16 protein-coding genes and 1 pseudogene are annotated in these 14505 nt (G+C 65.8%); 13 read left to right on the top strand and 4 right to left on the bottom strand.

Features of this window, described 5'->3' with window-relative positions; translation table 11 throughout:
* Window positions 1-206 precede the first annotated feature (206 nt).
* Window positions 207-449: an antitoxin gene (locus tag ACV22Z_RS13305; protein ID WP_448076750.1), complete on the top strand. Its 243-nt coding sequence runs from the start codon at window positions 207-209 to the stop codon at window positions 447-449.
* A complete protein-coding gene (locus ACV22Z_RS13300) occupies window positions 446-847 on the top strand; it encodes a PIN domain-containing protein (protein WP_448076749.1) in 402 nt (133 codons plus the stop codon). The genes ACV22Z_RS13305 and ACV22Z_RS13300 overlap by 4 nt, the downstream gene beginning before the upstream one ends.
* A gap of 56 nt (window positions 848-903) precedes the next feature.
* On the opposite strand, the pseudogene ACV22Z_RS13295 reads toward ACV22Z_RS13300, so the two are convergent.
* A pseudogene (locus ACV22Z_RS13295) lies at window positions 904-1062 on the bottom strand (aldehyde dehydrogenase family protein); the annotation flags it as partial.
* 176 nt (window positions 1063-1238) lie between these two features.
* Window positions 1239-1418: a hypothetical protein gene (locus ACV22Z_RS13290; protein ID WP_448076748.1), complete on the bottom strand. Its 180-nt coding sequence runs from the start codon at window positions 1416-1418 to the stop codon at window positions 1239-1241.
* Between the two features lie 57 nt (window positions 1419-1475).
* Between ACV22Z_RS13290 and ACV22Z_RS13285 the strand changes: the two genes are divergently transcribed.
* From ACV22Z_RS13285 to ACV22Z_RS13260, 6 genes are all read left to right on the top strand, one after another.
* Entirely contained in the window at window positions 1476-3866 is a 2391-nt protein-coding gene (locus ACV22Z_RS13285; protein WP_448076747.1) for an ATP-binding protein, read from the top strand.
* Window positions 3863-4609 (top strand): methyl-accepting chemotaxis protein, encoded by a 747-nt coding sequence (locus ACV22Z_RS13280; protein ID WP_448076746.1) that lies wholly within the window; start codon window positions 3863-3865, stop codon window positions 4607-4609. Before ACV22Z_RS13285 ends, ACV22Z_RS13280 begins: the two co-directional genes overlap by 4 nt.
* Window positions 4606-5154 carry a hypothetical protein gene (locus ACV22Z_RS13275; protein ID WP_448076745.1) on the top strand — a complete coding sequence of 183 codons (549 nt, stop codon included), beginning with the start codon at window positions 4606-4608 and terminating at the stop codon, window positions 5152-5154. Before ACV22Z_RS13280 ends, ACV22Z_RS13275 begins: the two co-directional genes overlap by 4 nt.
* 62 nt (window positions 5155-5216) lie before the next feature.
* Entirely contained in the window at window positions 5217-6176 is a 960-nt protein-coding gene (locus ACV22Z_RS13270) for a chemotaxis protein CheX (protein WP_448076744.1), read from the top strand.
* A 38-nt stretch (window positions 6177-6214) separates the two neighbouring features.
* Entirely contained in the window at window positions 6215-6580 is a 366-nt protein-coding gene (locus tag ACV22Z_RS13265) for a response regulator (protein ID WP_124598409.1), read from the top strand.
* A 333-nt stretch (window positions 6581-6913) separates the two neighbouring features.
* Window positions 6914-7708 (top strand): enoyl-CoA hydratase, encoded by a 795-nt coding sequence (locus tag ACV22Z_RS13260; RefSeq protein WP_448076743.1) that lies wholly within the window; start codon window positions 6914-6916, stop codon window positions 7706-7708.
* Window positions 7709-7877: 169 nt separating this feature from the next.
* Here ACV22Z_RS13260 and alr read toward each other — a convergent pair whose 3' ends face one another.
* The gene (gene alr / locus ACV22Z_RS13255) at window positions 7878-8999 is read right to left on the bottom strand and encodes an alanine racemase (RefSeq protein WP_448076742.1); all 1122 of its coding nucleotides are present in this window, start codon (window positions 8997-8999) and stop codon (window positions 7878-7880) included.
* 310 nt (window positions 9000-9309) lie between these two features.
* Here alr and ACV22Z_RS13250 point away from each other — a divergent pair, with 310 nt between their 5' ends.
* The gene (locus tag ACV22Z_RS13250) at window positions 9310-9681 is read left to right on the top strand and encodes an MAPEG family protein (protein WP_448076741.1); all 372 of its coding nucleotides are present in this window, start codon (window positions 9310-9312) and stop codon (window positions 9679-9681) included.
* A 29-nt stretch (window positions 9682-9710) separates the two neighbouring features.
* Here ACV22Z_RS13250 and ACV22Z_RS13245 read toward each other — a convergent pair whose 3' ends face one another.
* On the bottom strand, window positions 9711-10577 hold the full coding sequence (locus tag ACV22Z_RS13245; RefSeq protein WP_448076740.1) for a substrate binding domain-containing protein: 867 nt from the start codon (window positions 10575-10577) through the stop codon (window positions 9711-9713).
* Window positions 10578-11225: 648 nt separating this feature from the next.
* Between ACV22Z_RS13245 and glnH the strand changes: the two genes are divergently transcribed.
* From glnH to ACV22Z_RS13225, 4 genes are all read left to right on the top strand, one after another.
* On the top strand, window positions 11226-11978 hold the full coding sequence (gene glnH, locus ACV22Z_RS13240; protein ID WP_448076739.1) for a glutamine ABC transporter substrate-binding protein GlnH: 753 nt from the start codon (window positions 11226-11228) through the stop codon (window positions 11976-11978).
* A 66-nt stretch (window positions 11979-12044) separates the two neighbouring features.
* Complete coding sequence (gene glnP, locus ACV22Z_RS13235; RefSeq protein ID WP_448076738.1) at window positions 12045-12701, top strand: glutamine ABC transporter permease GlnP; 657 nt, start codon at window positions 12045-12047, stop codon at window positions 12699-12701.
* Entirely contained in the window at window positions 12698-13426 is a 729-nt protein-coding gene (gene glnQ / locus ACV22Z_RS13230; RefSeq protein ID WP_034185930.1) for a glutamine ABC transporter ATP-binding protein GlnQ, read from the top strand. The genes glnP and glnQ overlap by 4 nt, the downstream gene beginning before the upstream one ends.
* A 16-nt stretch (window positions 13427-13442) precedes the next feature.
* Window positions 13443-14492 carry a C45 family autoproteolytic acyltransferase/hydolase gene (locus ACV22Z_RS13225; RefSeq protein ID WP_448076737.1) on the top strand — a complete coding sequence of 350 codons (1050 nt, stop codon included), beginning with the start codon at window positions 13443-13445 and terminating at the stop codon, window positions 14490-14492.
* Window positions 14493-14505: the final 13 nt, after the last annotated feature.

Below are 14505 nucleotides of genomic sequence, written 5' to 3'. Positions count from 1 at the left end.
ATCAGGGGCGGGGAGGATGCCACAGTTTATGACGTTGTTCTGATGTCATAAATCGCGCGATTGCGATTGATTATTTCCTGTCTGGAATTGATTTCCGTAAGACGGCCCCATGAGCACACCGCTGGCTCGGTAGCCGAAAGCGACACCGGCCGCAACCGTTCTTTGATAGAATAGATACAAATTGTAGATACAAATTGGAGGTGGGGATGGATATCGCCAAGATCTTCAAGCACGGCGGGTCGCAGGCCGTGCGACTTCCAAAGGACTTCCGCTTTGAGACTTCCGAGGTCCGGATTCGCCGGCATGGCGCCGCGGTGATCCTGGAGCCGGTGCCTCAGGACTGGGCATGGTTGACTCCGCTAATCGGTCCCGTCGATGCCGATTTCGAGGCAGCGGCAACTACGCAGCCGGTTGAGCAGGATCGACCCGGACTGGACGTGTTCGAATGAAATACCTGCTGGACGCCAACGCGGTAATCGCAACACTCAAGGGTGATCCGGCTGTGCTGGCACGTCTGCGTGCACACCAGCCGTCCGATTTCGGCATGCCGTCGATTGTCGCGCACGAACTGTATTACGGTGCATACAAGAGCCAGCGGATGGCTGCGAATCTGGCGCGCATCGAAGCACTGCAGTTCGAGGTGGTCGAGTTTGACGCCGAGGACGCGCAGCACGCCAGCGAGATCCGTGCTCAGCTCGCGTCGCTCGGCACGCCGATCGGCCCCTACGACGTACTGATTGCAGGGCAGGCGCGAGCGCGCGAGCTGGTGCTCATCACACACAACGCACGCGAGCTTGCGCGGGTCGCCGGACTGCAGGTTGAAGACTGGCACGCCGCGGCGCCGTGAATAGGGCGCGCGGCTTCGTGCGCGGTCGTCAGGCTCGCGGTCCACGCCGACACGGCAGGCCCGTAGCGCGTGTCGTCGGCGAGTACGACGACCGCATCGAGATCGTCGAACGCGGCCACGGTGGGCACCGGCCCGACGATCTCCTTTCGCACAATGCGCGCATCGACGCGCGGACAGTCGCACACGGCCGGCTCGACGCGACGCGCATCCGGCATCGGCGAACGATTCACGAATGGGTTGAACTGATTTCTATGCCGATTTACGTTTTCATATTGAAAACATAAGCCACATCCGAATAATCAGGTGATAATGCGCAAACGTTTTACGTGGTGCGCAATTGCAATTGATTCCAGTGCGCGATAAGCAAAAAGTCATGCGCACCGATTTCCCGTCACGCCGCAAGCGGCAGCATCCAGCGGCTTCCTTCGTATGCCGGGTCGATAGTTAACGGCATCGGCGCCGAAAACTTTAGGAATTCCTGCCTAAAAATAATCATTTCGATTCTGTTAATAATCGATTGATTCATGGTCATCGGACCGTCATAAACCATCCCCGATAATTCGGCGCTCACATTCTTTCAATGGCACGCAAGGCGATTGAATCCGGATCGCCACGGGGAGTTGTACACATGACCATCCGCCATCGCATTACGTTGCTAGTCGTCCTGACGTTTCTCGCCCTGTCGGCGATCGGCATCTATGCCGTGATCCAGACGCGCAACAGCGCGTCCGAGGTTCGGCAAGTCACGCAGGGAATCGTGCCGAGCGCGCTTGCGTCCGCCGATCTCGTATCCGACGTGAAGAACATCCAGATCGCGACGATGACGCTGATCTATGCACCCGACAGCAATACCGCCGCGCAGGCGCGCGACGAGCTGAAGGCGAAGGAGGGCGCGCTGCGCGCAGCGCTCGACGTGCAGGCCAAATCGGCCGCGAGCCACGCGCAGGAAGGGCTCGTCGCGCAGGCGAAGGACAGCGCCGCGAACTACTTCGCGGCGATCGACGACACCGTGAAGATGAAGGCCGACGGCAAGACCGAGATGGCCCAGGCGTACCTGTTCGCGAACGTCGCGCAGTATCGCGACGAGCTCGAGGGCATCGTCGACACGCTGCGCGTCGAGAAGAACCGCCAGAAGGACGATGCGATCAGCGCGCTGAACGGCATGCTGTCGACCACGGCGACCGCGATCGCGGGCGTGGCCGGCACCGTGATCGTGCTGCTGACCGCGCTCGGCTATGTGCTGTACCGGCAGATCACGCGCCCGCTCAGCCGGATGCAGACGATGATGAGCGAGATCGCGACCAGCCAGGATTTCACGCGCCGCGTGCCGGTCGGCCGGATGGACGAGATCGGCCACTCGATCGTCGCGTTCAACGGGATGATCGAGAAGATCCAGGAGAACTCCGCCCAGCTCAAGCAGAAGACCGCCGACATCCAGGCGATGCTGCAGAACATGCAGCAGGGCATCCTGACCGTCGTCGCCGGCGGTGTCGTGCATGCTGAATACTCGGCTTACCTCGAGACGATCTTCGAAACCCGGGACATCGCGGGTCGCGACCTGATGGCGCTCGTGTTCGACGATTCGAACCTCGGCTCCGACACGCGCTCGCAGATCGATGCGGCCGTGCATGCGTGCCTCGGCGAGGACAGCATGAACTTCGAGTTCAACGAACACCTGCTCGTCAACGAAGTCGCGAAGCGCATGCCGGACGGCCGCGAGAAGTGGCTCGACCTGAGCTGGTCGGCGATCACCGACGAGACCGATACCGTCGTGCGCCTGATGCTGTGCGTGCGCGACGTGACCGAGCTGCGCGAGCTGACCGCGCAGGCCGGCGAGCAGCAGCGCCGGCTCGAGATGATCGGCGAGATCCTGTCGATCAGCCAGGACAAGTTCCACCAGTTCGTGAACAGCGCGAAGGGCTTCCTCAGCGAGAACGAGCGGATGATTCGTCAGCACGAGCGCGCGGACCACTCGGTCGTCGCGGCGCTGTTCCGCAACATGCACACGATCAAGGGCAATGCGCGCACGTACAGCCTGCAGCACCTGACGAACATCGTCCACGAGGCCGAGCAGGCTTACGAATCGCTGCGACACGCGGATGCCGGCCCCGACTGGAACCGCGACGCGCTGATGGACGATCTCGTGCGCGTGCGCGACGCGGTCGATCACTACGCGACGATCAACGCGGTCACGCTCGGCCGCAGCGGCGAACCGGCGCGGCAGGACGCGGGCCATTACCTGATGGTCGAGCGCGCGCACATCAGCGAGAGCCTGCGCGTGCTCGACGGCGTCGATCCGGCGAACGCGGGCGACTTGCGCGCGGCGCGCGATTCGGTGCGCCGCATGCTGAGCCTGCTCGGTACCGAGAGCATCGGCGACGCGCTCGCGGGCGTGCTCGAATCGCTGCCGTCACTTGCGGCGGAACTCGGCAAGGCCGCGCCCGTCGTGCGGATCGACAGCAACGGGTATCGCGTGCGCAGCGAGATCGGCGGCACGTTGAAGGACGTCTTCATGCACCTGCTGCGCAACTCGATCGATCACGGGATCGAGTCGCCCGACGCGCGCCGTGCAGTCGGCAAGGCGGCCGCCGGGACGATCGACATCGAGGTCGGTGTCGACGGCGGGATGCTGCAGATCGCGCTCAGCGACGACGGCCGCGGGCTCGCGCTCGACCGGATTCGCGGAATCGCGCGCGAGCGCGGCTGGATCGACGCGGACACCGAACGCACGCTGACCGACGAAGCGGTGGCCGAGCTGATCTTCCGGCCCGGCTTCTCGACCGCGCAGGCGGTCACTGAAGTATCGGGGCGCGGCGTCGGCATGGATGCCGTGCGCAATTTCCTGAAGCGCGAAGGCGGCGGCATCGCGCTGCGCTTCACCGACGACCGCCGCGGCGCCGCGTATCGCGCGTTCCAGACGATCGTGTCGCTGCCGGAAGCCTGCGCGGTGGACAGCCTCGGGCAGGCGGCGACGGACCGCGCGGACGCGCGTGCCGGAATGGCGGACGCAACGGAATGATCGTGCAGCAGGCTATTACGCATCTTGGCGCCGCGCTCGCGGGCGGCGTCATCGCATGGATCGCCGCGACGATCGTGTTTCGCATGCAGCGCGCGCGGCTCGCCGCGCGGCTGAGCGGCGAAGCGGACGCGCTGCGCGACGCGCTTTCGCAGGCTGAAGCGCAGGGCGGCGAGGCCGCCGCTGCGCACGCGGCACAGGCCGACGCATGGGCGAGCAAGGAAGCACAGCTTGCCGGCACGCTCGCGCAGCAGGCGGCCGATGCCGGCGCGCAGCGCGACGCGTTGCAGGCGGCGTTCGCCGAGCGGGACGCGCTGTCGCAGCATGCGGTGAAGATCGCGCACGAGGCGGCGCGCCTGCGCGGGCTCGCCGGCACGTTCGAGCGCTGGCACGAGCAGATGATCTCGCTGACCACGCAGAACCACGACATGCGCGCAAAGAACCAGGAGCTGTCCGCGATCGTCGCGCATGTGTCGATCGTGTCGCTGAACGCGTCGATCGAGGCGGCGCGTGCCGGCACGGCCGGGCGCGGCTTCTCGATCGTCGCGAGCGAAGTGCGCGGCCTCGCGGCGCGTTCGCAGCAGTTGTCGAACAGCTATCGCGACAGCCTGAACCGCAACGATCTCGTGACCGCGGCGACGTTCCAGGACATCCAGGCGGGCGGCAAGATGATCACGGCCGCGCTCGCGAGCGTCGAGACGCTTGCCGAACAGCTGCATGCGCGGCTCGAAGGAGCGGCGGCGTGATCAGCGCGCAGGCGAAGGCGAGCTTCGAGCGCATCTTCTTCGACGCGGCGCGCACGCGCCTCGCATCGGGCGGCGGCGCGTGCGACGTCGTGCCCGCGGCGGGCGACGAGCCGCGCGGCGGCCGTGCGAAACCGACGCTGCCCGAACAGATCGCCGTGCTGACGATCTCGGCGCTGCATTTCCGGCTGCTGCTCGCGCTGCGTTTCCGCGACGACGACGCGACGCGGCGCTATTTCGCGGGCAACGCGCAGCAGCCGCTGCAGGAAGCGTTCATGGAAGTGGCGAACCTGTGCTGCGGCGCGATGAACCAGGCGCTGACCGCGCCGTTTCCGGACCTCGGGATGTCGACGCCCTACCTGCTGAGCGGCGCGAGCATCGACTACCTGCCGGCGCTCGCGCCCGACCACGTCGCCGCATTCGACGTGACGCTCGACGGCACGGTGCGGATCGGCGCGACGCTGTGCGTGTGCGCGAACGCGCCGGTCGATTTCCACGTGCCGGAAGCGGCGGTGGTCGACGCCGGCGGCGAACTCGAACTGTTTTGACCGCAGCGGCCGCCGCCGCGGAACCGATTGCAAACTTCAACCCGAATCCAAGGACACGCGCGATGACCGAAGGCAAACCCGTCAGCAAGGTGCTGGTGCTTGACGAAAGCCGTGCGCACGCGGACGCGATCAAGCGCTTCTGCGACGACCACAACCTGATCGGCCTGACCGTGCGCCGCAACCGGCTGCTGAAGGTGCTGCGCTCGAACATCGATCTCGGCGCGATCCTGCTCGCCGAGGATTACGGCGGCTCGTCGGCCGAAAGCGCGATCATCGCGACGCAGATCGACGCGCTGCGCCCGGAACTGCCGATCATCCTGCGTCGCGACACGCACGCGTCGCGCGACGGGCTGCCGGATGCGCTCGCGCGCGTCGCATGCGCGACCTACGTCGCAGACGACATGACGCCGCTGCGGCGCGTGATCGACGAATACATCTTCAGCCTCGACTATCCGAACGCGCTCGTGCGCGGCATTTCGGAGATCACCGAAGCGCGGCTCGACAGCCTGTTTCCGGGGATGACGATCAGCCGCGACACGCCGTGCATCGTCCGCGACCAGATCATCTTCGGCGAGGTGTTCAGCCTGATCGCGCTCGACAGCGCGTGGTGCCGCGGCTACATGCTGCTGCAGACGAGCGAGCAGCCGCTGCTCGACATGATCGGCAGCACGCACGCCAACGGCCGCGCACCGGATTTCCGCGACGTGAACAGCATGCTCGGCGAGCTGACGAACCTCGTATGGGGCGCGTTCAAGAACCGCTATCTCGGCGATGCGGAAGCGCTCGCGCGCCATCCGGTGCAAGTGCCGCTGCTCGTCAACCACAAGCAGAAGTTCATCTCGTTCGGCGGTGACTGTCCGCAGCTCAGTTTCAAGTACCGGATGACCGACCCGGCGTCCGGCCGGTCGGTCTGTCTCGATCAGCGTTTCGTGTTCAGCCTGAGCTGGTCGCCGGAGGATTTCCGCGATTCGGAGCAGGACGTCGGGTCGATGGTCGATTCGGGCGAACTCGAATTGTTTTGAAGTGTTGAAGCATTGAGGAAAGGAAAGGGGAATATCACATGGCAAAGATTCTGGTGGTCGACGATTCGGGCACGGTGCGCGACGAAGTCGCGGGCTTCCTGCGCAACAACGGGCTGGATGTCGCGACGGCAGTCGACGGCAAGGACGGGCTCGCGAAGCTGAAGGCAACGCCGGGCATCCGGCTCGTGATCAGCGACGTGAACATGCCGAACATGGACGGCCTGACGATGGTCGAGAAGATTCGCGGCGAGCTCGCGAACACGGCGGTCAACGTCGTGATGCTGACGACCGAGAGCAGCCCGGCGATGAAGGAACGCGGCAAGGCCGCCGGCGTGAAGGGCTGGATCGTGAAGCCGTTCAAGGGCGACGCGGTGCTCGACGCGCTGAAGAAGCTCGCGGGCTGACGCGCGCTGCCGGGCCGATGCAGCGCGGCCCGATTGTTGCAGATTGCCGGACGCCGGATGCCCGAGGGCGACGCGCGTTCGGCGTACGCGCATGAAGTCGGACCGCACGCCTGCGAAGTGATGCCCGCCGACAGCCGCGACCGGCGTCGATCTCGCATCGGTGCCCGGCCGGACACACCGGTCACGGCACGTTCCCCTGATCTTAAAGATTCGTTCTGGCGGCCAGCGCAAGCCCGTTATTAGCGTGAACAGGCCCAGGCCTCCATCCGCGCCCCGATTGGACTATATTGATCCGTTACCGCACCGCGATCGATCTCAATCTGGTGGCCCATCATGAATTCGAATCCCGCTTCATCGGAACCCATTCTGCTGCGCGACGACCACGAAGGCGTCGTCACGCTGCGCCTGAACCGTCCGCAGCAGTTCAACGCGCTGTCCGAAGCGATGCTTGCGAGCCTGCACGCCGCATTCGAGACGCTCGCGTCCGATCCTCATGTGCGCTGCGTCGTCCTTGCGGCCGAAGGCAAGGCATTCTGCGCCGGCCACGACCTGCGCGAAATGCGCGGCAAGCCTGAACTCGATTACTACCGCATGCTGTTCGCGCAATGCAGCCGCGTGATGCTTGCGATGCGTGCGCTGCCGGTGCCGGTGATCGCGCGCGTGCACGGGATCGCGACAGCGGCTGGCTGCCAGCTCGTCGCCGCATGCGATCTCGCGATCGCGGCGGACACCGCGCGCTTCGCGGTATCGGGCATCAACGTCGGGCTGTTCTGCTCGACGCCGGCCGTTGCGCTGAGCCGCAACGTGGCTGCGAAGCGCGCGTTCGACATGCTCGTGACCGGGCGTTTCGTCGATGCGCCGACAGCGGCCGCCTGGGGCCTCGTCAATGAATCGGTGCCGGAGGACGCGCTCGACGCGGCGGTGGCGCGCAAGGTCGCGGAGATCGTCGCGAAGAGCCCGGCCGCGGTGCGCTACGGCAAGCAGATGTTCTACCGGCAGCGCGAGATGGCGCTCGACGAAGCGTACGCCTACGCGGGCGACGTGATGGCGCGCAACATGATGGAAGAAGACGCCGGCGAGGGCATCGACGCGTTCCTGGAGAAGCGGACGCCGCGCTGGCGGACGTGACGCGCACCAGCGCGCACGATGGAGCCCGACGACGTGCGCCGGGGGCTGCATGCGCACCCGCGCAAGCGGCGGGCATGACCGGACGCGCGGCGCCGGATCGTGTTACGTGAACGGCGCATCGCGGCGCAGTCCTGGACAGGACCGTGCGCCGCGACGGCACGAGCGGGACTTACCGTCCGTAGCTGCCCGTGCGCAGCGCCGGCTGCGTCGTCGATGCGCCCGGCGGCACGATCACGACCGGCACGCGGCGCGCCAGTGCGCACATCAGCTCGTAGCCGATCGTGCCGCTCGCTTCCGCGACGTCGTCGACCTTCACCTGATCGCCCCACAGCTCGACGCTCGAACCGATGCCCGCATTCGGGCACGGCGTGAGGTCGACGGTCAGCATGTCCATCGACACGCGGCCGACGACGCGCGTCAGCACGCCGTCCACCGCGATCGGCGTGCCGGTCGGCGCGTGGCGCGGATAGCCGTCCGCATAGCCGCATGCGACGACGCCGATGCGCATCGGCTGCTCGACCGTGAAGCGGCGGCCGTAGCCGACCGTCTCCTGCGGCGCAAGCGTCTGCACGCCGATGATCTTGCTGGTCAGCGTCATCGCGGCCATCAGCGGCGTGTCGGCGATGTGCCGCGACGCGCCGGTCGGCGATGCGCCATACAGGATCGTGCCAGGACGCACCCAGTCGCGGTGCGCGCCCGGATGCCACAGCACGGCAGCCGAGTTCGACACCGAACGCTCGCCCGGAATCCCCGCCGACGCCGCGTCGAACTGGTCGAGCTGCCAGGCGATCTCGCCGTCGTCGGCGTTCGCGAAGTGCGTCATCAGCGTGATCTTGCCGATCGACGGCGCGGCCGCGGCGCGTTCCCACGCGGCGCGGAATGCGGCGGGGCGGAAGCCGAGCCGGTTCATGCCGGAATTCATCTTCAGCTGGATATCGATCGGCCGCTGCGGCTTCGCGGCGATCAGCAGGTCGAGCTGCTCGTCGCAGTGGACGGCGACCGTCAGCTGGTGGCGCTCGACGAGTTCGACGTCGGCCGGCTCGAAGATCCCTTCGAGCAGCAGCACGGGCTTGTCCCAGCCGAGCTCGCGCACGCGCACGGCCTCGTCGAGGTCGAGCAGCGCGATCCCGTCCGCCGCCGCGAGGCCCGGATAGATCCGCTCGATGCCGTGGCCGTACGCGTTGGCCTTGATGACGGCCCACACGCGCGACTGCGCAGCGGTCTGGCGGATGAAGTCGAGGTTGTGGCGCAGCGCGTCGGGGCGGATGTGGGCGACGATGGGACGGGGCATGGCGTTGGCTCGTGTCGGATGTCGTTCGAGGCGCGGCGCCGCAAGCGCGCACCGCATGGGGAAGCAAGTCTGGCCCGCGACTGTCGGGCCAGTGTTGAGCGCTATGGTATTGGGGAATGACCAGTTTTATTTCGCGTATTTATCCACAATTTGGTGGAAATTGTGGCGATGCGGACGGCCATCGCAGGCGGCGCGATGGCCGCGCCGCCGAGCGCCCCATCTAGAAAACCGGTGCGCGATCAGCGCAGCGCAATGCTAAGCTCTCGGCGATCTTGTCATTCAATAATGTAATCATAAGGAGGAGATGCTGATGACGACGTCCCAGCTGTGCCTGTTCATCGTGGCGGTGCTGCCGTTCCCGCTGACGATTCTCGCGAAGGCAAGGAAGGGCTACGACAACCACACGCCGCGCGACTATCTCGCGAAGCTCGACGGCTGGCGCGCACGGGCGCACGCCGCGCACCAGAACGCGTGGGAGGCACTTGCGCTGTTTACCGCCGCGCTCGTCGTCGCGTGGCACGCGGGCGCGGACGCGCATCGCGTCGACCAGCTCGCGATCGCATTCGTCGCGATCCGCATCGCCTATACGCTGCTGTACCTGCTGAACTGGGCCGCGCTGCGCTCGCTCGTCTGGTTCGCCGGCATGGCGTGCGTGGTCGGCCTGTTCTTCGCGGCGCCTTGACCTGAATCGACAGGGCTGCGAGCGGCCTGTTATCTGCGCTGCGCGAGGCGCTCGCGCAAGAATTCGATGAAACGCTGCGTCTTCGCGGGCAGCAGGCGGGTTTCGGTGATCGCATAGACCGGCAACGGCTTGCCTTGCCATTCCGGCATGACGCGGCGAAGCCGGCCATTCGCCAGTTCGTCGGCAACGATTTCTTCCGGCAACAGGATGATGCCCAGATCGAGCGTCGCGAGGCGGCGCACCATGCCGACACTGTTGAGCGAGAATCGTCCACTGACCGCGACTTGAGCCGTTTGCTCCCCGTTCTGAAGCGTCCATGAACCCGAGCCGCCTTTCAGCATGCTCAAGCACTCGTGCCGCTCCAGATCGGCGGGCTCGTGCGGTTCGCCTGAGCGCTCGAGGTAGCCGGGCGACGCGTAGAGATGCGCCTGGAACGAAGCCAGTGGACGCGCAATCAATTGCAAGTTTTCCGACTCGCCGATCCGGATCGCGACGTCGAACGGTTCGCTCACCAGATCGATCCGCCGCGACGTGAGATCGAAATCGAACGTGATGCCGGGGTAGAGGTGCGCGAACTCGGCAATCAACGGCGCCAGATACGTCACGGCAAAATCCACCGGCAAGACCGTCCATTCGCTGCAGATCTTCGTCGGCCTCGCGCCGGAGAAGCAGGGCATCGTGCCGTTTCCGCTGATGCTGGAGCCGTCGGAGATTCCGGTCGTGCAAATGCCGGGCGTCAAGGTGCGTGTGCCGGCGGGGCGTTTCGGCGAGGTCCGTTCTCCGTTGGACCCGCCGACCGGGGTGACGATGATCGATATCTCGCTGGATGACGGGGCCGTGCTGGACGTGCCCGTCATCGCGGGCCACAGCGCATTCGCGATGCCGATCTTCGGCACGGTGGAAGTCGACGGTCAGGCCTTCGACCGCGACGATCTCAAGCTTCCCGTGTTCCCGGCACAGGCGGCTCCCCGTACCGTCGCGCTTCGCGCGCCGCATGGCGGGGTCAAGGTAATGTGGTTCGCAGGGCGGCCGAATCGCTAGCGCGCAGGCAGGCCGGGATCTGCAACGTCCACGCAAGCGGGCGTTGCAGATCGACGCGGTCATGCCGTGTGCTCCCTGACCATGCATTTTGCTTGGGAGAAATGACCCCGGAAACAGCGGCATTTTCGCTTGCGCGTTTCTTCCACGATCCGGCGGCGTGACGAGCCCGCTCATCCACGGCTTCGCTCGCTCCCACACGGTTCCGCTCGCTCGCCCCCACACGGTTCCGTTCTCGCTCCCCCATCTGTCTCGCCGGATCGTCCCCGGCAATTCCCGCCTCCGTTCGCGATCCGCGGCGCGATTCCGCCCGACGCGCATCGCCTCTCCGGGTTTTTCTCGATGCAATTACCTGTTGCGCATTTTTTTGTTGTCGTAGTATCGGCGTTGACAACACATGTTGCACTAAGGTCTAATTCGACATCGCATGTTGCGGTGCGGCTTGCTGTCGTCGTTCCACCCGGCCGCCGGGCCGGGCACATCGCTCAACTATGCGGAGAAATGCCATGAGTCGCCGTTCCTTCCTGAAAACCGCCGTGGTCGTCGCGATGCTCGGCGCGAGCATCGCGCACGCGGACACCAAGACGCTCGTCGTCGGCACCGACACGTCGTTCATGCCGTTCGAGTTCAAGCAGGGCGACAAGTACGTCGGCTTCGATCTCGACCTGTGGGCGGAAATCGCGAAGGACCAGGGCTGGAAGTACACGATCCAGCCGATGGATTTCGCGGGCCTGATCCCTGCGCTGCAGACGCAGAACATCGACGTTGCGCTGTCCGGGATGACGATCAAGGAAGAGCGGAAGAAGGCGATCGACTTCTCCGCGCCTTACTACGACAGCGGTCTCGCCGCGATGGTGCAGACCGGCAACACGACGATCAAGTCGATCGACGACCTGAACGGCAAGGTGATCGCCGCGAAGACGGGCACCGCGACGATCGACTGGATCAAGGCGCATCTGAAGCCGAAGGAGATCCGCCAGTTCCCGAACATCGACCAGGCATATCTGGCGCTCGAGGCCGGTCGCGTCGACGCGGCGATGCACGACACGCCGAACGTGCTGTTCTTCGTCAACAACGAAGGCAAGGGCAAGGTGAAGGTCGCGGGCCAGCCGGTCAGCGGCGACAAGTACGGCATCGGCTTCCCGAAGGGCAGCCCGCTCGTCGCGAAGGTCAACGAGGAGCTCGTGAAGATCAAGGCCGACGGCCGCTACGCGCAGATCTACAAGAAGTGGTTCGGCGCCGAGCCGCCGAAGATGTGAGCGTGACGTCGCATCGTGGCGCGGCCGGTTGGCCGCGCCGGTCTTGAACCGAATGGGGAGCGGTAAGTGAATTTCGATTGGTCGGCGATCTGGGCAGCGCTGCCGGACCTGATGGACGGGGTCAGGCTGACGGTGTTCATCGCATTCTTAGGGTTATTGGGCGGCTTCGTCGTGGGGATGATCGCGGGCATGTTCCGCGCGTACGGGCCGAAGTTCATGAACGTGCTCGCGCAGGTGTACATCGAGCTGATCCGCGGCACGCCGATCGTCGTGCAGGTGATGTTCCTGTATTTCGCGCTGCCGCTGCTCGCGCACATCCGCATCGACGGGCTGACGGCCGCGATCATCGCGATCACGGTGAATTCCGGCGCGTATCTGGCGGAGGTGGTGCGCGGCGCGCTGCTGTCGATTCCGAAGGGGCTGACGGAGGCGGGGCTCGCGATGGGCCTGTCGATGCCGCGCGTGCTGCTGAAGGTGGTCGGGCCGCTCGCGTTCCGGCGGCTGATTCCGCCGCTCGGCAACCAGTGCATCGTGAGCCTCAAGGACACGTCGCTGTTCATCGTGATCGGCGTCGGCGAGCTGACGCGCAAGGGGCAGGAAATCATCGCCGGCAATTTCCAGGCGGTCGAGATCTGGACCGCGGTCGCGGCGATCTACCTGGTTCTGACCGGCGCGATGACGCTGACGCTGCGTGTGGTCGAACGGAGGATGAAAATCTTATGAGCATGATCGAATTCCAGAACGTGTCGAAGAGCTTCGGCCACGTGCCGGTGCTGAAGCACATCGACCTGAAGATCGACGCGGGCGAGGTCGTCGTCGTGATCGGCCCGTCGGGCTCGGGAAAGTCGACGATGCTGCGCTGTATCAACGCGCTCGAGAAGATCACGGGCGGCGAGCTGCTCGTCGACGGGCAGAGCGTGCGCGGCAACGCGGCGACGATCCGCAATATCCGGCTCGAGGCCGGGATGGTGTTCCAGCAGTTCAACCTGTTTCCGCAGATGACGGCGCTCGAGAACGTGATGTTCGGGCCGATCCAGGTGCGCGGCGCGTCGCGCGCCGACGCGCGCGACCAGGCGATGGCGCTGCTCGACAAGGTCGGCCTCGAATCGCGGGCGAATCACTATCCGTCCGAGCTGTCGGGCGGCCAGCAGCAGCGCGTGGCGATCGCACGCGCGCTCGCGATCCGGCCCCGGCTGATGCTGTTCGACGAGCCGACGTCGGCACTCGATCCCGAACTGCGTCACGAAGTGCTGAAAGTGATGCAGGATCTCGCTACCGAGGGGATGACGATGATCGTCGTCACGCACGAGATCGGCTTCGCGAAGCGGGTCGGCACGCGCCTGCTGTTCATGGATCAGGGCGGGATCGCCGAAGACGGCCACCCGGTCGACCTGATCGACCGGCCGCCGACGCCGCGCCTGAAGGAATTCCTGAAACACGTGTCCTGAGCACGACTCCATCGACATGCAGCTCACCCTTACTCCCGTCATCACCGGCGCACCGTTCGACATCGGCGTGCGCCTCGGCGAACTCGCGCGGCCGGTGTTCGACGCATACATGCAGCAGAGCAGCGCGTGGCAGGCCGTCAGCCGCTGGCGTGGCCATCCGTTCGTGCGTGCGTTGCGGCAGGCGGCGCTCGCCGCCTACCCCGATCTCGTCGCGGAACTGGACGGCATCGCGGCCGGGCTCGGCTGGCCCGCGGAGGACATCTTCCTGTGGAATTGCCGCGGCGAGCTGATCCACAACGCGCCGGACGGCTGCACGACGCTCGCCGCGCAGGGCGCCGACGGCACGCGCTGGATCGCGCACAACGAGGATGGCGATCCGTTCCTGCGTGAACGCTGCCTGCTCGTCGACGTGCACCCCGCGGGCAAGCCCGGTTTCGTCAGCTTCTATTACCCCGGTTCGCTGCCGGGCCACACGTTCGCCGCGAATCGCGCGGGCATCGCGCAGGCGATCAACAATATCCGCATCAAGACGCCGGCCGTTGGCGTACCGCGGATGGTTCTCGCGCGCGCGGTGCTCGACGCCGCGTCGCTCGACGCGGCGGTAGACGTGCTGCATAAGCATGCGCGGGCGAGCGGCTTCCACCACACGCTCGGCGCGAGCGGCGACGCGCGGCTCCTGAGCGTCGAGGCCAGCGTCGCGCGCTGTTCGATCGTCGACGTCACGCGGCTGTCGGGCCACGCGAATCATCTGGTGCATCCGGGCTGCGAACGGGAAGGGCAGATCGTCACGCAATCGTCGGCGGATCGTCAGCGGCGTGTCGACGCGTTGACGCCCGGCATCGACGCGATCGGCGAAGATGCGCTGTTGCGCGTGCTCGGCGATCGTGCGCCCGAAGGACTGCCGATCTATCGCGACGATCCGGACGATCCCGACGACGAAAACACGCTTGCGACGGCGGTATTCGCGATCCGCGCATCGGGCATCGACATGTCGGTTCACCAGCACGGCACGCAGCGTTTCGCGATGCGCATCGTGCCCGGCGACAGCGCCGCGCGCGCATCGTGATTCCGCATTCAGA

The sequence above is a fragment of the Burkholderia sp. PU8-34 genome, assembly GCF_053427725.1.
This window is presented reverse-complemented; position numbering and strand designations above follow the sequence as displayed.

Bases quoted from the DNA above. Each gene is read 5' to 3' on its own strand.
- ACV22Z_RS13225 (WP_448076737.1), top strand. From the start codon at position 13,443: ATGCAGCTCACCCTTACTCCCGTCATCACCGGCGCACCGTTCGACATC.
- ACV22Z_RS13270 (WP_448076744.1), top strand. From the start codon at position 5,217: ATGACCGAAGGCAAACCCGTCAGCAAGGTGCTGGTGCTTGACGAAAGC.
- ACV22Z_RS13265 (WP_124598409.1), top strand. From the start codon at position 6,215: ATGGCAAAGATTCTGGTGGTCGACGATTCGGGCACGGTGCGCGACGAA.
- ACV22Z_RS13250 (WP_448076741.1), top strand. From the start codon at position 9,310: ATGACGACGTCCCAGCTGTGCCTGTTCATCGTGGCGGTGCTGCCGTTC.
- alr (WP_448076742.1), bottom strand. From the start codon at position 8,999: ATGCCCCGTCCCATCGTCGCCCACATCCGCCCCGACGCGCTGCGCCAC.
- ACV22Z_RS13305 (WP_448076750.1), top strand. From the start codon at position 207: ATGGATATCGCCAAGATCTTCAAGCACGGCGGGTCGCAGGCCGTGCGA.
- ACV22Z_RS13280 (WP_448076746.1), top strand. From the start codon at position 3,863: ATGATCGTGCAGCAGGCTATTACGCATCTTGGCGCCGCGCTCGCGGGC.
- ACV22Z_RS13300 (WP_448076749.1), top strand. From the start codon at position 446: ATGAAATACCTGCTGGACGCCAACGCGGTAATCGCAACACTCAAGGGT.
- ACV22Z_RS13260 (WP_448076743.1), top strand. From the start codon at position 6,914: ATGAATTCGAATCCCGCTTCATCGGAACCCATTCTGCTGCGCGACGAC.
- glnH (WP_448076739.1), top strand. From the start codon at position 11,226: ATGAGTCGCCGTTCCTTCCTGAAAACCGCCGTGGTCGTCGCGATGCTC.
- glnQ (WP_034185930.1), top strand. From the start codon at position 12,698: ATGAGCATGATCGAATTCCAGAACGTGTCGAAGAGCTTCGGCCACGTG.
- ACV22Z_RS13285 (WP_448076747.1), top strand. From the start codon at position 1,476: ATGACCATCCGCCATCGCATTACGTTGCTAGTCGTCCTGACGTTTCTC.